Annotated in this window: 17 protein-coding genes; 16 read left to right on the top strand and 1 reads right to left on the bottom strand. The window is 33.7% G+C overall.

The annotated features are described in order from the left end of the window. Positions 1–76 precede the first annotated feature (76 nt). The 5 genes from sov (at position 77) to U0D62_RS13855 (ending at position 9814) form a co-directional block, all read left to right on the top strand. Positions 77–7204, top strand: a complete 7128-nt coding sequence (sov, locus tag U0D62_RS13875; RefSeq protein ID WP_416135545.1) for a T9SS outer membrane translocon Sov/SprA — start codon at positions 77–79, stop codon at positions 7202–7204. Between the two features lie 141 nt (positions 7205–7345). Continuing rightward, positions 7346–7726, top strand: coding sequence for a glycine cleavage system protein GcvH (gene gcvH, locus U0D62_RS13870; protein WP_322287905.1), 381 nt, complete (start codon positions 7346–7348; stop codon positions 7724–7726). Continuing rightward, positions 7698–8105 carry a VanZ family protein gene (locus U0D62_RS13865; protein WP_322287904.1) on the top strand — a complete coding sequence of 136 codons (408 nt, stop codon included), beginning with the start codon at positions 7698–7700 and terminating at the stop codon, positions 8103–8105. Before gcvH ends, U0D62_RS13865 begins: the two co-directional genes overlap by 29 nt. Positions 8106–8227: 122 nt before the next feature. Beyond that, entirely contained in the window at positions 8228–8953 is a 726-nt protein-coding gene (locus U0D62_RS13860; protein ID WP_322287903.1) for an energy transducer TonB, read from the top strand. A gap of 114 nt (positions 8954–9067) precedes the next feature. Further along, a complete protein-coding gene (locus tag U0D62_RS13855) occupies positions 9068–9814 on the top strand; it encodes an energy transducer TonB (protein WP_322287902.1) in 747 nt (248 codons plus the stop codon). 87 nt (positions 9815–9901) lie between these two features. Here U0D62_RS13855 and U0D62_RS13850 read toward each other — a convergent pair whose 3' ends face one another. Further along, positions 9902–10774, bottom strand: a complete 873-nt coding sequence (locus U0D62_RS13850) for an MBL fold metallo-hydrolase (RefSeq protein ID WP_322287901.1) — start codon at positions 10772–10774, stop codon at positions 9902–9904. Positions 10775–11039: 265 nt separating this feature from the next. Between U0D62_RS13850 and cyoE the strand changes: the two genes are divergently transcribed. The 11 genes from cyoE (at position 11040) to U0D62_RS13795 (ending at position 19705) form a co-directional block, all read left to right on the top strand. Beyond that, positions 11040–11942 (top strand): heme o synthase, encoded by a 903-nt coding sequence (gene cyoE / locus U0D62_RS13845; RefSeq protein WP_322287900.1) that lies wholly within the window; start codon positions 11040–11042, stop codon positions 11940–11942. Beyond that, positions 11933–12514 (top strand): cytochrome c oxidase subunit 3, encoded by a 582-nt coding sequence (locus tag U0D62_RS13840; RefSeq protein ID WP_322287899.1) that lies wholly within the window; start codon positions 11933–11935, stop codon positions 12512–12514. The genes cyoE and U0D62_RS13840 overlap by 10 nt, the downstream gene beginning before the upstream one ends. 48 nt (positions 12515–12562) lie before the next feature. After that, positions 12563–13543, top strand: coding sequence for a cytochrome c oxidase subunit 3 (locus U0D62_RS13835; protein ID WP_322287898.1), 981 nt, complete (start codon positions 12563–12565; stop codon positions 13541–13543). Between the two features lie 28 nt (positions 13544–13571). Next, positions 13572–13931 (top strand): cytochrome C oxidase subunit IV family protein, encoded by a 360-nt coding sequence (locus tag U0D62_RS13830; protein WP_322287897.1) that lies wholly within the window; start codon positions 13572–13574, stop codon positions 13929–13931. A gap of 90 nt (positions 13932–14021) precedes the next feature. Further along, positions 14022–14675 (top strand): hypothetical protein, encoded by a 654-nt coding sequence (locus tag U0D62_RS13825; protein ID WP_322287896.1) that lies wholly within the window; start codon positions 14022–14024, stop codon positions 14673–14675. A gap of 78 nt (positions 14676–14753) precedes the next feature. Next, entirely contained in the window at positions 14754–15488 is a 735-nt protein-coding gene (locus U0D62_RS13820) for an SCO family protein (protein ID WP_322287895.1), read from the top strand. Then, positions 15481–16023: a DUF420 domain-containing protein gene (locus U0D62_RS13815; protein WP_322287894.1), complete on the top strand. Its 543-nt coding sequence runs from the start codon at positions 15481–15483 to the stop codon at positions 16021–16023. The genes U0D62_RS13820 and U0D62_RS13815 overlap by 8 nt, the downstream gene beginning before the upstream one ends. A 29-nt stretch (positions 16024–16052) precedes the next feature. Continuing rightward, positions 16053–16286 (top strand): hypothetical protein, encoded by a 234-nt coding sequence (locus U0D62_RS13810; protein ID WP_322287893.1) that lies wholly within the window; start codon positions 16053–16055, stop codon positions 16284–16286. A gap of 218 nt (positions 16287–16504) precedes the next feature. After that, complete coding sequence (locus U0D62_RS13805) at positions 16505–17206, top strand: ABC transporter ATP-binding protein (RefSeq protein WP_322287892.1); 702 nt, start codon at positions 16505–16507, stop codon at positions 17204–17206. Next, positions 17199–18428, top strand: coding sequence for an ABC transporter permease (locus tag U0D62_RS13800; RefSeq protein WP_322287891.1), 1230 nt, complete (start codon positions 17199–17201; stop codon positions 18426–18428). The genes U0D62_RS13805 and U0D62_RS13800 overlap by 8 nt, the downstream gene beginning before the upstream one ends. A 14-nt stretch (positions 18429–18442) precedes the next feature. Next, positions 18443–19705 (top strand): ABC transporter permease, encoded by a 1263-nt coding sequence (locus U0D62_RS13795; protein ID WP_322287890.1) that lies wholly within the window; start codon positions 18443–18445, stop codon positions 19703–19705. Positions 19706–19708 lie beyond the last annotated feature (3 nt).

Here is a 19708-nt window from a genome sequence, read left to right as displayed (position 1 = left end):
AACATTGAGTTCATCTAGATATTTACACTTTAATTTTTTTAAAATATTAGTTTGTTTAGTTACGCTGTATAGTGGTATGCTATACGGTCAGGAGAATGAAACAGTACGTGATTCTACAAGTACTACTTATTCTTTAGGAGAATTATCACTTCCTGATCCTAATAGTATTGTTGCCAAATACGAATACGATCCAATTACTAATCGCTATATCTATAGAGAGACGTTAGGTGATTTTAATATTAAATATCCTCTTTTTCTGACACCAAGAGAATTTGAGGCGTTGATTGAAGAAGAACAAAGAAAGAAATATTTTAAAGAAAAAATAGCTGCTTTTAGTGGTAAGACTGATGGAAGTGAGGAAAAACGTAAAAACCTTCTTCCTATTTTTTATGTAAATTCTAATTTCTTTGAATCTATTTTTGGAGGTAATGAAATAGAGATTATTCCACAAGGATCAGTAGAAATAGATTTAGGATTATTATATACTAAGCAAGACAACCCTGCTTTCTCACCTCGTAACCGAAGTAATTTTACCTTTGATTTTGATCAGAGGATTAGTCTTAGTTTATTAGGTAAGATTGGTAAAAGGCTTCAGATTACTGCCAATTATGATACAGAATCTACTTTTGATTTTCAAAATCAAATCAAGTTAGAATATACTCCTACAGAAGACGATATAATCAGAAGTATAGAAGTTGGTAATGTGAGTATGCCTTTAAATAGTTCGTTGATTCAAGGAGCACAAAGTCTTTTTGGTGTAAAACTTGGGTTACAATTTGGTAAAACTACCATTACAGGAGTGTTTTCTGAGCAACGATCAGAGACAAGATCTGTAAATGTCGAAGGTGGAGGTACCGTTCAGGATTTTGAGCTTTTTGCACTGGATTATGATGAAAACAGACACTTTTTCTTATCTCATTATTTTAGAGATACCTATGATGAATCTTTAAGGAGCTATCCTTTTATTAATAACAATATCCAGATTACCAGGATTGAGGTGTGGATTACGAATCGAGCTACAAGTGCGCAAACACTTACAAATGCTCGTAATATTGTAGCATTACAAGATATTGGTGAGGCTCCGAGTCCGGATACATCAATTAACACCACGATTCCGGCTACACTTTTTAATAGGCCAGCTGGTTCTTTTCCTGATAACACGAATAATGATCTGAATCCTTTTTCTATTAGTCCTGCCGGACCAGTAACAGATGCTGTTCGACAGGTTTCAACTGTTCAACAAGGATTTATTGGGCCGATTTCAAACTTTAGTGAAGGGTTTGATTATGCTATATTAGAAAATGCTAGGCAACTAAATCAGAGTGAATATACACTGAATTCTCAGCTTGGATACATTTCATTAAATCAACGTCTTAATAATGATGAGGTGCTTGGGGTTGCTTTTCAGTATACCGTAGGTGGAGAAGTTTTTCAAGTTGGAGAATTTGCCAATGATGGAGTAGATGCTACCATTGGTAATAATACAGGTAGTGGTGTTGAGGTCGGATCTAGTCAGAGTTTGGTGGTAAAGATGTTAAAAAGCCCAATCACAAATGTAAATCTTCCGATTTGGGATTTGATGATGAAGAATATTTACAACACTGGAGCTTTTAGATTAGAGAGAGATGATTTCAGACTTAATATATTATATACAAACCCATCTCCGGTTAATTTTATTACTGCAGTAGAAGGAGGAGGATTGGCATTACCGGATGATGTAGATCAAACTACGCTTCTTAGAGTGTTTAATCTGGATCGTCTTAACCCGAATAATGATCCTGTAGTGGGAGGTGATGGATTCTTTGATTATGTTCCTGGAATTACAATAGATACTGAAAATGGAAGAATTGTTTTTACAACAGTAGAACCGTTTGGAAAGCACCTTTTTGATAAATTAGATAATGGAGGTGGAGCAACAGACTATAATAACCCTGCCACGTATAATGTCAATCAAGATGAATATGTATTCAGGGACCTTTATACCGAAACCAAAGTGGTAGCAGAACAACAATCTGCAAATAAAAATTACTTTCAGTTAAAAGGTAGGTATAAATCTTCTGGACAGGATGGGATTCCTTTAGGTGCATTTAATGTTCCTCAAGGATCAGTTACAGTTACTGCAGGAGGAAGAGTTCTACAAGAAGGAGTAGATTATACAGTAAACTATCAATTGGGTAGAGTAAATATTTTAGATGAGGCATTAAGAGCTTCTAATACTCCTATACAGGTTTCAACAGAGAACAACGCAGTTTTTGGGCAGCAAACAAAACGTTTTACAGGTTTAAATATAGAGCATAAGTTTAGTGATGATTTTATTATCGGTGGTACATATTTAAATCTTAATGAAAGACCAATTACTCAAAAATCTAGCTATAATTTTGAGCCAATAAATAATACAATTTTAGGGTTTAATCTTAGTTATGCTACAGAAGTACCTTTTTTAACCCGTATGGTAAATAAATTACCTAACATTGATACTGATGTACAATCAAATGTATCTGTTCGTGCAGAAGGAGCTTATTTAGTTGCTGGAGCACCAAAAGGAGCGGACTTTGACGGAAGAGTAACTACTTATATAGATGATTTTGAGGGAGCGCAAACGGCTATTGATGTAGGTTCACCTTTATCTTGGGAGCTTTCTAGTGTTCCTTTAGGTTTTGGAGATGCTGATGGAGGAGATTTTAATGCAGGTGTTGAATCAGGTTTTAGAAGAGCAAAAATGTCCTGGTATTCAATAGATCCAATTTTTTATAGTAATGGTAGACCTGATGGAATAAGTGATATTGATTTGTCTTCGAATCGTGCCAGAAGGGTTTTTAACAGAGAGATTTTTCCTGATCAGGATATTGTTCCAGGTCAGACATTGGCCTTATTTACTATGGATTTAAATTATGATCCAGGAACGAGAGGTCAATACAATTTTAATCCCGTTGCAGCTGCCAATAATCAGTTGCCGAATCCAGACGATAATTTTGCTGGGATAACAAGGCAATTAACATCTACTAATTTTGAGCAAGCAAATGTAGAGTTTGTTGAGTTTTGGTTGATGGATCCTTTTTATAGAGGTAATAGTGGAACCCAAGAACCTTTAACTCAGGCTACAAGTGGTACCATTGTTTTTAACTTAGGAAATATTAGTGAAGATGTATTGAAAGATGGTAGAAAGCAATATGAAAATGGATTGCCTGTCGGAGGATTGGATGATAATACGGTAGAGACTGATTATGCAAAAGTACCTGTAAACCAATCTTTAATATATGCCTTTGATACTGAAGGTCAGGATAGAGTAAGTCAAGATGTGGGATACGATGGATTGAATGATCAGGATGAGAGTGTTAAATATGCTAGTTTTGGATATAATGATCCTAATAATGATCCAGCTGCAGATAACTATCAGTATTATTTACAGGCAGAAGGAGATGTAGTTCAACGATATGACCTTTATAACGGAGTTCAAGGAAATTCACCTACCAATGTAGGTAATGATGATAGAGGAAATACTACTTTTCCAACCGCAGAGGATGTGAATCGGGATAATACAATGAATACTATTAATAGTTATTTTGAGTATGAAATTCCAATCTTTGATGGTATGGGCGTTGGTAATGATGGAGGTACTGGATATATTTCAGATTCACCAGCACCAGTAGATGTAGAGGTGGCTAATGGAGAAACGATTCAAACAAGATGGATTCGATTTAAAGTGCCAATTTATGAACCAACGCGCTCATTTAATGTTAGTGATTTTAGATCGATCCGTTTTATGAGATTGTATCTTACTAATTTTGATCAGCCGGTTCTTTTAAGATTCGGTACTATGGATTTAGTACGAGGGGATTATAGAAGGTATGTTCAGATTGGTAACACAACAAATGATCCTACAAGTGGTCTTAATGTTTTTGGAGATACTGAGGTTTTGGTAACGTCGGTAAGTGAAGAAGAAACGCCTAATTATGTTACACCTCCAGGTGTTCGTCGTGAGGAGTTAATTAATAATAATACTACAATCCGTGAAGATGAAAGATCACTAGCATTAAGTGTGAATGACCTTCAGACTGGTGATGCTAGAGGAGTTTATAAAAACTTTAATGTAGACATGCGACAGTATGAGAATCTGGAGATGTTTCTACATGCGGAACCTTTAGCTTCTGGGCAGATATTGGCAGATGACCAGCTTACCGCTTTTGTAAGAATGGGTAATGATTTTACAAATAATTTCTATCAAATAGAATTACCTTTAAAAGTTTCTGCACTTACTGATCAAACACCTGAATCGGTATGGCCTGAAGCAAATAGGTTAAACCTTCCGTTAGAATTTCTTCAGGAAGTAAAGACCATGGTTTTAGGAGATGATACATTAATCAATACAGATTTAAACTTTTTTGACGGACCTAATGACTTAAGAGTTGGGATTAAAGGAAATCCTAATTTTGGGGATATCCGGGTAATGATGGTCGGGATCAAAAATCAAAGCGGACAAGATCAATCAGGTACCGTTTGGTTTAATGAAATGAGATTGAGTGATCTTAGAAACCAAGGAGGTTGGGCCGCAGTTGGTAGCCTTGATGGTAATATAGCAGATTTTGCAACAGTGAGTGCTTCAGGTAGAATAAGTACTATAGGGTTTGGAGGTATAGAACAAGGTCCTAATGAGCGAAGTAGAGAAGATTTTAGACAATATGATGTAACGACAAATGTTAATCTTGGACAGTTGTTGCCTAAGAAATGGGGAATCCAAATACCGTTTAACTATACTCGTGGTGAAGAGCTAATAACGCCGCAGTATGATCCTGAGTTTTTGGATATAGAACTACAAGATCGTTTGGATAACGAAACTAATGCAGATGAAAAAGAAAGAATTAGAAAACAATCTGTTGATTATACAAAAAGACAAAGCATAAACGTAATTGGTTTGCGAAAAGAAAGAACGGGTGATGCAAAACCAATGCCTTATGATGTGGAGAATTTTTCTTTCTCTGGTACATATAACCAAACAGATCGCCATGATTTTGAAGTAGAAAGTTTCTTGGATCAAAATGTTAGATTGGGAGGAACATATGATTTTAGTTTTCAACCTAAATCTATAGAACCACTTAAGAAAGTAAAACTACTAGGCAAGAGTAAATATTTTGATTTACTTAAAGATTTTAATTTCAATTTACTTCCTACAAGTGTTTCAGTAAGTTCTAATATTACAAGACAGTACAATGAACAGGTATTTCGTGATATAACGTTAGGTCCTAATGATATTAGATTACCAGCTTTAATACAGCGTAATTTCTTATTTGATTGGCAGTATGGGATAAATCATAATTTGACTAAGTCTTTAAATTTTAGTTTTACATCGGCAAATAATCGAATTGTAAAGAATTTTATCGATGATGAGGGAGTTGTAGATAATTCTATTGATGTGTGGAGTGGATTCTTTGATATCGGAGACCCTAACTTTCATAGTCAGCAGTTGCAGGTAAATTATGAATTGCCAATTAATAAAATTCCATTGTTTAAGTTCATAAAGACTACGTATTCATATAGAGCAGATTTTCAATGGACAAAGGGTAGTGAAGCATTAAAGAATCTGGAAGGTATACCAGATCAGGGAAATACAATTCAGAATGTCAATGTTCATACTATTAATGGTTCTTTGGATATGAATTCTCTATATAAATATGTGGGGCTAACTAAGAAAAAGCCCGGGAGAAAGAAATCAAAGAAAAAGAAGAAAGAAGCTAAAGATAGTAAGAAAGAAGGCGAGTCCAGAGTCGCGGCTGCAAGAGAAAAACCAAAGACGCAACAACGAACTTCCAGAAAATTAAGTGTTGGGGATAAGGCGTATAATACGTTGATTGGATTGGTAACCGCTGTTAAAAAAGTAAATATTAACTATCAACAGGATAATGGTATCTTCTTACCTGGTTACTTAAGAGAACCTGGTTTTGTAGGAACTTTAAAGCCTTCAGTTGGATTTACCTTTGGTAGTCAAGCAGAAATTAGAGATATCGCTGCTCGTAATGGTTGGCTTACGTTGTATCAGGATTTTAATCAGCAATATCGAGAAGTAGAAGGAAGACAACTTAATGTGCAAGCTTCAGTAGGATTGTTAAAAGATTTAACAATAGATATTAGCGCTACTAGAAACTATTCTGAAACATATTCTGAAAATTATAGAGTAGAGGATATTAATAATGACTTAGAATATAGATCATTGGCTCCAAATACATATGGTAACTTTACTATTTCGACTTTGTTAATTAATACTGCCTTTAAGAAAAGTGATGAGCTTACCTCTGAAACTTTTGACGAATTTAGGTTAAATAGACAGGTGGTAGCAGATCGATTGGCAACAGAGTTTTATGGTACTACAGCATTTCCGAGAAGTACAGAGGTAGAACCTAACGGATACAGTTATCCGGTTGGATTTGGTAAAACAAATCAAGCTGTACTATTACCCGCATTTTTATCGGCGTATTCTGGAACAAGTCCAGAAAGTGTGCAAAAAGGTGCATTAAGAGATGTGCCGTTGCCTAATTGGGATATGAAGTATACAGGATTGATGAAGATAAAATGGTTTAAAAAGCGATTTAAACGTTTTTCTATGGCGCATGGATATAGAGCTAATTATACGATTAATCAATTCCAGACAAATCTGGATTTTGATAGAAATAACCCAGATGCAGTAGATCAGGCAGGTAATTTTAAAAACCCTACTTTATTTAATAATGTTAACCTTACTGAGCAATTTAGTCCTTTGATTCGATTAGATATGGAGATGAAGAACTCTATTAAAATACTTGCAGAATGGAAAAAAGATAGAGCTTTGTCATTAAGCTTTGCTAATAACTTACTTACAGAGATTAGAGGAAATGAATATATTATAGGATTAGGATATAGGCTTCAGGATCTTAGTTTTGTAACAAGAATTTCAGGTCGTAAACAAACGGTTAAAAGTGATTTGAACCTGAGAGCTGATTTATCACTTCGACAAAATGAAACACTGATAAGATATTTGGATATTGATAATACTCAGATTACAGCTGGACAGGATATTTACGGAATTAAATTTACAGCAGATTATGCATTAAGTAAAAACCTTACAGCTTTATTCTTTTATGATCATACTTTTTCACAGTATTCAATTTCTACCGCTTTCCCGCAAACAACAATACGAGGCGGGTTTACTTTGCGATATAATTTTGGTAACTAAAGGTAATATTATAGAAGTAAATGTTAGTTTAGTACGTGAGAAATTAATTTTTGATAAAATTTTGCAGTCTTTTTCAATAATCTAACAAAATAAATTTATTTTCGTCTTCAAAATAATAACAACACATAAATACTTTTTCGGATGAATATTCCTTCAGAATTAAAATATACAAAGGACCACGAATGGATTAAAATTGACGGCGATATCGCTGTAGTAGGGATTACAGATTTTGCACAAAGCGAATTAGGAGATATCGTTTATGTTGAGGTAGAAACTGTTGATGAAGAATTAGACAGAGAAGAGGTTTTTGGTACAGTAGAAGCTGTAAAAACCGTTTCTGACTTGTTTTTGCCATTATCTGGTGAGATTGTAGAGTTTAACGAATCTTTAGAGAGCGATCCAGAACAGGTTAATAACGATGCGTATGGAGCAGGCTGGATGATAAAAATCAAAATGTCTGATACATCTCAAATAGATGATTTATTATCTGCTGATGATTATAAAAATCTTATTGGGGCATAGATACCTGCTTACCCAGGTTATTGGATATACCAGTCTTATTGCCTGGGTGTCTCTTGCAAAAATTGATACCTACTCAATAAATTTTAATTTGAGCGATAAAATTGCTCATTTATTAGCATACTTTATTTTTACAATAGTGTGGTTTATGTTTTTCTTTTTTTCAAAAAAACGAAATAAAAACTTTGGTAAAAGTTTATGGTATGCTTCGGTTATTGGTTTTCTGTTTGGACTTTTAATGGAAGTGCTTCAAGCATTACTTACCAGTTACCGTAGTTCAGAATGGTTTGATGCCTTGGCAAATACAACTGGTATAATTTTTGCTGCTTTTTTGTTGAAACTTGTTGAAAACAAAATAATTAGGGTTAAAGAAAAATTATAAAGCACATTCGTTTATTTTTTGTAAAAGTTAAAAAACTGCATTTTTGCCCTACATTTTGATCTTTCAGTTGGAAATTAATAAAGAAATTAGCTATTTTAGCAATCCTATAATAACATTGTAATATGGAACCAAAGAAAAATCCTAAAGCAGATTTAACAAAGAAAAGCGTCTTGTTTTTACAATTAGGCCTTATTCTTGTTCTCTTCATTACTTGGAGAGGTATCGAATGGAAAACCTACGATAGAGGGAATATAGACATAGGTCAGGTAAATCTTGATGAATTGGATGAAGAAGATGTGCCGATTACTCAAAATTTGAATACACCTCCACCACCTCCGCCTCCACCACCAGCACCAGAAATTATTGATGTTGTTGAAGATGAGGAAGAAGTAGAGGAGACTATTATAGAATCTACTGAAACTAATCAGGAAGAAGAAATCGTTGAGATCGAAGAGGTTGAAGATGTAGATGAAGAAGAAGAGATTGCAGATGTACCTTTCGCAGTAATCGAGAATGTGCCAATTTTCCCAGGTTGTGAAAAAGCTGGTGGAAATGCTGCCAAAAAGAAATGTATGAGTGATAAGGTTAAGAAATTTGTTAACCGTAAGTTTAATACAGAGCTAGGTAGTGAATTAGGTCTTTCTGGAGTAAATAGGATATATGTTCGTTTTAAAATTGATAAAAACGGGAATATAGTTGGAGTTCAGGCTAGAGGGCCACACCCAAGGCTAGAAAAAGAAGCGCAACGTGTTGTAAAACTATTGCCTAAAATGACGCCAGGTAGACAAAGAGGAAAAGCAGTTGGGGTATTATATTCATTACCAATCGTTTTCCAAGTACAAGACTAAAAGAAAATTATTCTTTTAAAATATTAGAATCCCGTCACGATATCGTAGACGGGATTCCTTTTTTTGGTATGCTTGTTGATTCAGTTTTAATTGTAACGTTAAAACTAAAATATTATGAGTAACAAGCACGATGCTAATGTACGAAAAAGTACATTGGTAAACTTTCAGATTGGACTTGTAGCAAGTCTGTTATTTACTTACATTATGTTTGAGGTGTATACTACAACTCAAGAGATAAGTGATCAACCTCCGGTGGTGGATATTTATGAAGACCCGGTTTTTACAATGGGTGATTTTGAAATTGAAAAAGAACCTGTAAAAGAATTGGCTGTTAAAACAGAGCCACAAAAGGAGCCTGATCTTTCTGATCCTGAAATTGTAGATGATGATACAGCACTTAAAGATATAGAAAATGAGTATGAGAATAAGACTAAACCTACTACGAGTGCGCCTGTCTCACTAGATGATATAGATGATATTCCTGAGGATGATGAGCCAAAGGAATTTAGTTTTATATCAGTAGAAGCTGTTCCTGTGTTTCCGGGTTGTGAGAAATTAGAAACCAATAAAGAAAAGGCAGCTTGTTTTTCTGAAAAAATCAGGAAAATTGTGTCTAAAAAATTTAATACTGGCTTAGGAGAAAGATATGGGTTAACAGGAGAGCAGAGGATTTATACAGTGTTTGATGTAGGTGCAGATGGTAAGATTCAAAATATTCAGGTAAGAGCGCCGCACCCAAAGCTTAAGAAAGAAGCAGAAAGAGTGATTGGGCTATTTCCAGAAATGACTCCAGGTAAACAACGAGGAACTCCAGTAAGAGTAAAGTATCAATTACCTATTAAGTTTAAAATTGAGAATTAGAGAGGTTCTATATCTCTGATGTGATAGTAAAATAAAAGCCTGCTAGTATTAGCAGGCTTTTATGTTTGAATCTTTTTGATCTTAACCTTATTTTGTTAGACTTAGATATATGGTTTTTCGCATTCTTTCAGAATTAATAAAACCATCTCCAAATCCTTTGGCATCATAATCGGCAGTCAAGGATTTATTGTTTACGATTTCATTCTCAGATTTGCCAGCATCAATTTCTTTTTGAACAGAAGAAGTGATTGCTTTCAACATGGTAAGAAAACCTTCTAGATCTTTTTTGGAAGCTAATTTTCCGTGTCCAGGAATAATCTTAGTATCGTCATTAGCTATTAAAAGAGCTTTTTCTGATGCAGCAATATAACCTTTAATGCTTCCGCCAGAATTTAGATCGACATATGGATATCTTCCGTTAAAAAATGTATCTCCCATATGTAATACGTTTCCGTTTACAAAATAAATCAATGCATCACCATCAGTGTGAGCATTGTGAACGTGAAACGCTTTGATATTTTCATTATCGAAGTATAATTGTAGACCTTCGTCAAAAGTTATAACCGGCAAAGAGGCTTTAATTACTTTTCCTTTTTCTTTTTGCCCATTTTCCATTCTGGATCGAACATTTTTTTGAGCAAAAATGGTCGCTCCTTGTTGGGTCATGTTTTCGTTACCGCCAGTGTGATCTCCATGAAAATGTGTGTTAATAACCATAGTTACGGGTTGGTCACTAATGGTCTTAAGATGCTTTAAAATTTTATCTGATAAACGGGCAAACTGATCATCTATAATAAAAAGTCCTTTTTCGTTTTTGAAAACCCCAATGTTTCCACCTCGACCTGTGAGCATATAAATATTATCACTTACTGGAGATGATTGAATGTTGATTTCTTGATTTTGTTGTGCAACTGTAGAGCCCAATGTAAATAATAAGGCAAAAAAAAGTAATTGTTTCATTAGAGTGAGTGTTTAAAAGTTCGTCGGTAAAATTAAATAACCTGACATGTAATACTATTAAATGGCTTTGTTTAACATTCTTATAAGATTCTTTTGTAATCAGTAAGAAGCTCTAATTTTGATTTATAGGGGTTTAAACTTGATCATAAGTAGTTAAAAGGTGAATAATAAGTAGTTATAAGTTGCCTGAAAAGCTTTTAAGATATATCTTTGCACCACTTTTTAAAAAAGTGTAAGAAAAAAACAGATAAAAAACGTGCAAGATTTGAGCGTAACCCAGGTTAATACTGTAAAAACTTCTGTTGTTCAGGATTTTAAAGAAATCACAAAAATGCGTTTAGCGCTAAGTGTGGTTTTTTCATCAGTTGCAGGGTACTTGTTAGGAGTTGAAACTATTTCTTGGAGTACACTTTTGTTACTATCGATAGGTGGATATTTTATGGTTGGTGCTTCTAATGCATTTAATCAAATCATAGAAAGAGATTTGGATGCATTAATGGATAGAACCAAAAACAGACCTATACCAGCAGGTAGGATGTCTGTAAATACTGCTTTTGCAATCGCTACAATTTTTACAATTTCCGGAATTACAGTACTATATTTTATAAATCCTCAAACTGCTATGTTTGGTGCGATTTCAATTTTTATTTATGTTAGTTTGTATACTCCTTTAAAAACAAAAACACCACTTTCTGTTTTTGTTGGGGCCATTCCGGGAGCTATTCCTTTTATGTTAGGATGGGTTGCTGCTACCAATGATTTTGGTATAGAACCAGGAACGTTGTTTATGATTCAGTTTTTTTGGCAGTTTCCTCATTTTTGGGCTATTGGTTGGTTTTTGTATGATGATTATAAAAAAGGAGGGTTTTTTATGTTGCCAACAGGAGAGAGGAACCAAGGAACTGCAGTGCAGATCTTAATATACACCACTTGGACTGTTGTAACATCTTTAATTCCTGTATTTGGAGTAACGGGCAAATTGTATGTGACTCCGGTATCTGGGATTTTAATTTTAATTTTAGGAATAGGGCTATTGCGATCAGCAATTCGTTTATATAAAATAAGAGATGCAAAAACTGCGAAGCAATTAATGCTAATGAGTGTTTTGTACATCACGCTGCTTCAAATTATTTATGTTGCAGATAAATTTATACGCTTATGGATTTAACAGAAGGAACGTTAATCGAAAAGACAAAAAGAGCAAAGAAAACAATGATGTGGTTTGCTATGATTAGTATGGCCATGGTTTTTGCTGGGTTAACCAGTGCGTATGTAGTGAGTAAAAGCCGAAATGATTGGTTGACAGATTTAGTGTTTCCTCAGCCGTTTATATATAGTATACTGGTTATTTTGGCCAGTAGTGTTAGCTTTCATTTTGTAAAAAAAGCAATCGAAAAAAACAATAGAAGTTTAGCAACAATTTTATTATTAACTACACTAGTGTTAGGAATAGGATTTATTTTTCTTCAATTTGAAGGATTTTCTGATATCATGAAACAGGGGTATCATTTTACAGGTCCTACATCTAATATCGTTTCTACATTTATGTTTGTTATAGTGGTAACACACTTAGCCCATATTGTAGGCGGGATTCTAGTGCTTTTAGTCGTAATTTATAATCATTTTAAACAAAAGTATAAGATAGGGCAAACCCTTGGTTTAGAACTAGGTGCCATGTATTGGCATTTCGTAGATTTTTTATGGGTTTATCTCTTTTTGTTTTTATATTTCGTTAGATGATAAAATTGCTTACTTTTGTGGAAAATTTAACAATACCAAATTCTTTTTATGGAAACAGCTGTTACTAAAACAGGTACTGAGGATAAGATCTGGGGAGGTGGTAACAAACCTCTAAAGGTGAGTTATGGTAAGATGATGATGTGGTTTTTCATCGTTTCTGATGCACTTACATTCTCAGGTTTTCTTGCCGCTTACGGTTTTTCGAGATTTAAGTTTATTGACTCATGGCCAATAGCAGATGAAGTGTTTAATCACTTTCCGTTTTTACACGGCGTTGATGCTCCAATGTATTATGTAGCGTTAATGACTTTTATATTGATTTTTTCATCTGTTACGATGGTGTTAGCAGTAGATGCTGGACATCATATGAAAAAGAAAAAAGTAATCTTTTATATGTTTTTAACCATAATCGGTGGTGCAATTTTTGTTGGATCGCAGGCTTGGGAGTGGAAAAACTTTATTAAAGGAGAATATGGAGCTGTAGAAACAAAAGGAGGGCAGATATTACAATTTGTAGATGGAGAAGGTCATAGAGTAGGGTTAAAAGAAATAGCCGTAATTGACACTCATAAAGAAAGAGCTCAACACGAAAGTAAAACGGGTGTGTGGTACGATAGTGAGCCTACACTTCCTACATATACAATAGAAGAAATACGAGCAGGTTTTGCTAAGAATAAAGATCTATTGATAAGAACACAGATTCTTAATAAAGGAGAAAAGACAATTTTGTCAAGAGAAGAATCTTTAAGAAGATTAACTAATGATGCTATAGGAATTGTAGAAGGGGCAAATCTTCGTCATAACGAGTATGGTACACCATTGTTTGCAAACTTCTTTTTCTTTATTACTGGATTTCACGGATTTCACGTATTTTCTGGGGTTATTATTAATATTATAATCTTCATTAACGTAATTCTTGGTACTTATGAGAGAAGAAAGAATTATGAAATGGTAGAAAAAGTTGGTTTATACTGGCACTTTGTAGATTTAGTTTGGGTATTTGTATTTACATTCTTTTACCTGGTATAATTATAAAAGATATTTAGATATAGCATTTATGGCACACGATACAGCACATCACGAATCAAACATAGGTAGAATCTGGAAAGTATTTATTCTATTATCTGTAGTTACAATAGTAGAAGTGATATTAGGTATTATTAAACCAGCATTTTTGATAGAAAATACTGTAATAAGCATGAAATTGCTTAACTGGATTTTTATTATCCTTACAATATATAAGGCATACTATATCACCTGGGCGTTTATGCATATGGAAGGTGAAACCAAAGGATTAAGAAGATCTGTAGTATGGACTACTATTTTCTTAATTTGTTATTTGATTTTTATACTACTTACAGAAGGAGATTATGTTTATGAAGTATTTAAATCTGGTTATAAAAGTTGGGATTTTTAATCTTCTTATGATATAGTTAAAAGCTTAATAAAAGACGGTCATTTTAGCCGTCTTTTTTATTTTTGCAAGTAAGTAAAGTTATTCCGTACAATGAAGAAATTTTTTGTTCTTGGCATCTTGTTCGTTCTACCATTAGTAGCATATTTGTTCTTTGCTTCTGGAGTGCATAATTTTGCCAAATTACCAGTTTTAAATACCGAGGTTGGAAAAGTTGAAAACTTTGAAAGCCTTACAAAAGAACAAATTTCGTTTAAAGACAAAATCTCAGTACTTGGTTTTTTAGGTAAGGGTATCTATAATAAACAAGGAAATGCATTTAATCTTAATCAAAAGATTTACAAAAAGAATCACGGGTTTAGGGATTTTCAATTTGTAATGGTATTGCCCTATGGAAGTGAAAAAGCGGCAAAAGACCTTCTGGGAGAGTTAGATAATATCACAGATGTATCAGAATGGAAATTTGTTTTTGGAACAGAGGAGAGTATTAAAAAGTTGTTTAAAAGCCTTGATACTCCTCACCAGCTTGACGATAATCTATCTACTAGTTTTGTGTATATCATTGATAAAGATGGGAGTTTAAGAGGGAGAGACGGAACCTTAAAAGAAAACGAAGAAGTGGTATATGGTTATGATGCCAGTTCAGTTGCTGATCTTGCAAATGTAATGGATGATGATGTAAAAGTAATTCTTGCAGAATACCGACTAGCACTTAAAAAGTATAAAGCAGACCGTAAAGAAAAATAAACCGAACTTACTTCTTTAATTGTTTTGAAAGATTAAAGACTAAAAACAGGTTTTAACAACACGTCAATATTAATTATCATGAAGAAATATTCTTACGTAGGGATATCATTTATTATACTGCTTTTTGGTATTATTTTCATTCCTAAAATTATTAATAGAGTTAAAGATGCTTCTATAGTCAAAAATGACCGTATGAGTGCTAATAATCCTGTTGCAAACGAAAAATTGTCTTATATAAAAATTAATGGAGAACCTAGAAAAGTTCCTGAATTTGCATTTTTGAACCAGGATAGCATTTTGATTACTAATCATGATTATAAAGGGAAGGTGTATGTTGCAGAGTTTTTCTTTACAAGTTGTCCCACTATCTGTCCTAAAATGAATAGAAACTTGGTATATCTTCAAAACAAACTGAAGAAATACGAAGATTTTGGAGTAGCTTCATTTACAATCAATCCTAAATTTGATACTCCTACCAGACTTAAAAAATATGCAGAAAATTATAAAGTTGTGGATCCGGATTGGCATTTTTTAACCGGAGATAGAGAAGATCTTTATGATCTGGCTAATGCTGGATTTAATATCTATGCAGCAGAGAATCCTGATGTTCCAGGTGGTTTTGAACATAATGGATATTTTGCATTAATTGATCAAGATGGTTATATAAGATCACGATACGATGCTTCAGGTAATCCTATAATATATTATAGAGGAACTATTGGAATAGATGAGAAAAAAGATGACAATGGAGAAGAGGAGCAGATTACAATTTTATTACAAGACATCAAAAAATTATTAGATACCAATGAGTAACCCTTCAGAAGTTGAAAAAAAATACAATAAGTGGATCATAACATTATCCATTATTATACCTCTTGCTGTTGCAGCTTTGTTTGGGGTTAATCTTCGTAGATTAGGTTTTGATGTTGAACCGCTTACCTTTTTGCCTCCTATTTATGCTTCAGTAAATGGATTAACAGCAATCATTCTTTTAGTTGCTTTATGGGCGATAAAAAATAAAAGAGTCAAATTGCACGAAAATCTAATGAAAACAGCAATTGCATGCTCTGTGTTGTTTTTAATAATGTATGTGGCTTATCATATGACTAGTGATTCTACTAAGTTTGGAGGCGAAGGAACAATTAAGTATATATATTACTTTATTCTTATTACACATATAATATTATCAGTAGTTGTAATTCCTTTTGTGTTGATTACTTATGTAAGAGCATTGTCGAAAAGATTTGATAAACACCGTAAAATAGCTCGAATTACATTTCCGATATGGTTGTATGTAGCAATTACCGGAGTGATTGTATATCTGATGATTTCTCCTTATTATCAATAAATATAATTTTGGCTTAGATAGAACAAAAAATGAAGAAAAAAACAATACTCATTTTGCTTTTACTACTTATTGTAAGTCTTCCTGTCGATGCACAATGTGCGATGTGTCGAGCTGTTCTAGAAAGTGAAGAAGGTCAAAAAACAGCAAAAGGAATCAATAATGGGATAGTTTATCTTATGATGATTCCATATGTACTTGTTGGAGTTGTAGGATATTTCATATACAGAAATAAGAAAAAACTTAGAAAGACTTCAGGTTCGTAATATTGTATGTTTTTAAAGGTTTAACATTTTCCTAACACAATAGAGTGTAACAAAATATACTGACCCTAAGTCTTATCATAATAAGACTACACTAACCAATCCATAAATCTTCAAGGGGAAAACTCGAAGATTCATATAATAGTATTCATATTACTGTAGTAGTGAGTCTAACTAAATTACGGACATGTCATTGTGTCTATAAATCTTAATCAAGCATTATGATTGAAATTAAAGACTTACATAAATCTTATCAGATGGGAAGCAATTCGCTTCACGTGCTCAAAGGAATAGATTTTAGTGTAAAAGAAGGAGAACTGGTGGCCATTATGGGATCTTCTGGTTCAGGAAAATCAACATTACTTAATATTTTAGGTATGTTGGACGAAGCTGATACGGGAAGTTATTTTTTGGACGATGTACCTATTAAAGGTTTAAACGAAACAAAAGCAGCGCAATATCGTAATAAGTTTCTGGGATTTGTCTTTCAATCGTTTAACCTTATTAATTATAAGAGTGCCCTAGAAAATGTTGCTTTACCTTTATATTATCAACGTAAAAAGAGAAAAGAGAGAACCGAGAAAGCCATGAATTATCTTAGTAAAGTAGGATTGGCAGAATGGGCGACACATTTACCAAGTGAGCTTTCAGGAGGGCAGAAACAACGTGTTGCTATTGCAAGAGCATTGGCTGCAGATCCCAAAGTTTTGCTTGCAGATGAACCTACCGGTGCTTTGGATAGTACTACTTCTTATGAAGTGATGGACATTATTCAGAATATTAATGACGAAGGGAAAACAATATTGGTGGTAACTCACGAACCAGACATCGCTGATATGTGTAAACGTATTGTACATCTTAAGGATGGGGTGATTGTAGAAGATAAAAATATAGAACAAGTAAGAGCATCAGCATATGTTTGATAAAGACAGGTGGCGTGAAATATTTGAAGCTATCGGAAAAAATAAGCTTCGTACTTTTCTTTCCGGTTTTACGGTAGCATTGGGGATTCTCATTTTTACTGTATTACTTGGTATGGGAAATGGTTTACTGAACAGTTTTTTAAGCAGCTTCGTTGATGATGCGCAGAATATAATCTTTATTCGAGGCGGAACAACATCAAAGGCATATAAAGGTTTTCAGGAAAATAGAAGAATAAGATTCGAAAATGAAGATTTTGAATTTATTAAAGAAAACTACATAGGACAAGTAGAATTTGCTACACCAAGAATATACCGCAATAGTTTAGCAAAATATGATAAAGAATCAGGTAATTATAGTATACGTGCCGTAAATCAAGATCATCAGTATCTAGAGAAAACGATCATGATGAAAGGTAGGTATCTTAATGAGGCTGATGTAGAAGAGCGAACCAAAAATATTGTTATAGGTCGCTTGGTAGAGAAAGATTTATTCAAAAAAGAAGATGCCCTAGGTAAAACCTTGGATGTGGATGGGATAGCATATAAAATCGTAGGTGTTTTCCAGGATAGTGGAGGAGACAATGAAGAACGTATTATCTATATGCCATATAAAACTGTTCAATTACTTTTTGGAAATAATGAATACCTGGATCAGATCAATATTTCATACAACATGGCAATGAATACAGAGCAAGCTATTGCTTTTGCCGAACAAATAGAAAAAGATTTCAAAAAGAAATTTAAGGTAGCTCCAGATGATCAAAGTGCAATCAGAGTAAGAAGTTTTGCAGAAGACATTAAAGAAACCATGGTAATTCTTGGAGGAATTTATTTTGTGATCTTTTTAGTAGGAATAGGAACTTTAATTTCTGGGATTGTTGGAATAGGTAATATCATGACCTTTAGTATTAAAGAACGAACCAAAGAATTAGGAATTAGAAAAGCATTAGGAGCTTCTCCAAAATCTATTATAGGAATGGTACTTCAAGAATCAATTTTAATAACGGCAGTAGCAGGTTATATAGGGTTGATTATAGGGATTCTTGCTTTAAAACTGATTGGTAATAATCTAGAAGATTTCTTTATCCTAAATCCAAAAGTAGATACAGGTGTTATTGTTATAGCCACAATAACATTGATTTTATCAGGACTATTTGCAGGATATATTCCCGCAAGAAGAGCTGCAAAAATAAAACCTATAATCGCGTTAAGAGATGAGTAATTAAAGCCAATATTATGAAATTTATATTCGAAAGAGATACCTGGCAAGAAATTTACGGAGCGATTCGTAAAAATAAAATTAGAACGATCATTACCGTTATTGGTGTAACGTGGGGAGTGTTTTTATTTGTTGTACTACTAGGAATGGCAAAAGGGTTAGACAATAGTTTTAGAAGTCAGTTTAACGATTTTGCAACTAATACTATGTTTCTTTGGGGTCAACAAACCAGTATGCCTAATGAAGGATTTAAAAGAGGTAGGAGAATGCAACTTACTTTAGATGACGTAGCTGCATTAGAATCTCAGGTAGACGATATTCAATATATAGCCCCTCGTAATGTTACCGGTCAATGGGGAACACCTCCAGGACAGTTTGTAAGAGGTTCTAAATCCGGAGCTTTTAAAGTATTTGGAGACTACCCAACAATTGATAAAGTATCTAAGAAGAAAATTTTTGTTGGAGGAAGATTTATCAATGAAGAGGATATTACTTATGAGCGCAAAGTATGTGTTATTGGAGAGGACATTTATAAACAATTCTATGATAAAGATGAAGAGGCAGTAGGGAGTTTTGTGAGAATAAACGGAATATACTTTAAAGTTATAGGAGTTTATAAACCTACTCAAACAGGGTTTGAAGGAGATGATTCAATCTTTTTACCCTTTACCACTTTTCAAACTATTTTTAACCAGGGTAAAAATATTTCCTGGATGGTAATTACGGCGAAGGCAGATAAAAATATTGTAAATACAGAAGAAACTATTAAAACTACTTTAAAAAGATTACATAATGTGCATCCGGCAGATACGCAGGCATTTGGTAGTTTTAATCTAGGAGAAGAAGTAGCAAAAGTAAACGGGTTTCTTTCTGGAATGCGATTAATCACATATATCGTTGGTATTGCCACACTTATAGCCGGAGTCATAGCAATAGGTAATGTGTTATTGATTACGGTAAAAGAACGTACCCGTGAAATTGGAGTACGTAGAGCATTGGGAGCAACCCCTTCAGAAATAAGAGGACAGATTATGCTAGAATCAGTACTATTAACACTTGTAGCTGGTTTAATAGGGTTTGTGTTCGGGACTATGGTATTAGCCTTGGTAAACTCAATGGTAGGCAATAATGAAGATATTCCCATCTTAAATCCTACAGTAGATTTCTTTGCAGTAGTTGGAGCATTATTATCAATTGTGGTTCTGGGAACTATTATAGGGTTGATTCCAGCGCAAAAAGCCGTAAGTATAAAACCCATAGAAGCATTAAGAGAAGAATAAAAA

Source organism: Aquimarina callyspongiae, from assembly GCF_034322225.1.
In the GTDB taxonomy this organism is placed as follows: Bacteria; Bacteroidota; Bacteroidia; order Flavobacteriales; family Flavobacteriaceae; genus Aquimarina.
The sequence above is the reverse complement of the archived record's forward strand: the minus strand, read 5'-3'. Positions and strand labels throughout refer to the sequence as shown.

What these genes read in the sequence shown, in the direction of transcription:
- U0D62_RS13825 (WP_322287896.1), top strand. Translation starts at nt 14,022, where the DNA reads ATGAAGAAATTTTTTGTTCTTGGCATCTTGTTCGTTCTACCATTAGTA.
- U0D62_RS13810 (WP_322287893.1), top strand. Translation starts at nt 16,053, where the DNA reads ATGAAGAAAAAAACAATACTCATTTTGCTTTTACTACTTATTGTAAGT.
- sov (WP_416135545.1), top strand. Translation starts at nt 77, where the DNA reads ATGCTATACGGTCAGGAGAATGAAACAGTACGTGATTCTACAAGTACT.
- U0D62_RS13815 (WP_322287894.1), top strand. Translation starts at nt 15,481, where the DNA reads ATGAGTAACCCTTCAGAAGTTGAAAAAAAATACAATAAGTGGATCATA.
- U0D62_RS13800 (WP_322287891.1), top strand. Translation starts at nt 17,199, where the DNA reads ATGTTTGATAAAGACAGGTGGCGTGAAATATTTGAAGCTATCGGAAAA.
- U0D62_RS13855 (WP_322287902.1), top strand. Translation starts at nt 9,068, where the DNA reads ATGAGTAACAAGCACGATGCTAATGTACGAAAAAGTACATTGGTAAAC.
- U0D62_RS13860 (WP_322287903.1), top strand. Translation starts at nt 8,228, where the DNA reads ATGGAACCAAAGAAAAATCCTAAAGCAGATTTAACAAAGAAAAGCGTC.
- U0D62_RS13850 (WP_322287901.1), bottom strand. Translation starts at nt 10,774, where the DNA reads ATGAAACAATTACTTTTTTTTGCCTTATTATTTACATTGGGCTCTACA.
- U0D62_RS13795 (WP_322287890.1), top strand. Translation starts at nt 18,443, where the DNA reads ATGAAATTTATATTCGAAAGAGATACCTGGCAAGAAATTTACGGAGCG.
- U0D62_RS13865 (WP_322287904.1), top strand. Translation starts at nt 7,698, where the DNA reads ATGATTATAAAAATCTTATTGGGGCATAGATACCTGCTTACCCAGGTT.
- U0D62_RS13830 (WP_322287897.1), top strand. Translation starts at nt 13,572, where the DNA reads ATGGCACACGATACAGCACATCACGAATCAAACATAGGTAGAATCTGG.
- gcvH (WP_322287905.1), top strand. Translation starts at nt 7,346, where the DNA reads ATGAATATTCCTTCAGAATTAAAATATACAAAGGACCACGAATGGATT.
- U0D62_RS13820 (WP_322287895.1), top strand. Translation starts at nt 14,754, where the DNA reads ATGAAGAAATATTCTTACGTAGGGATATCATTTATTATACTGCTTTTT.
- U0D62_RS13835 (WP_322287898.1), top strand. Translation starts at nt 12,563, where the DNA reads ATGGAAACAGCTGTTACTAAAACAGGTACTGAGGATAAGATCTGGGGA.
- U0D62_RS13805 (WP_322287892.1), top strand. Translation starts at nt 16,505, where the DNA reads ATGATTGAAATTAAAGACTTACATAAATCTTATCAGATGGGAAGCAAT.
- U0D62_RS13840 (WP_322287899.1), top strand. Translation starts at nt 11,933, where the DNA reads ATGGATTTAACAGAAGGAACGTTAATCGAAAAGACAAAAAGAGCAAAG.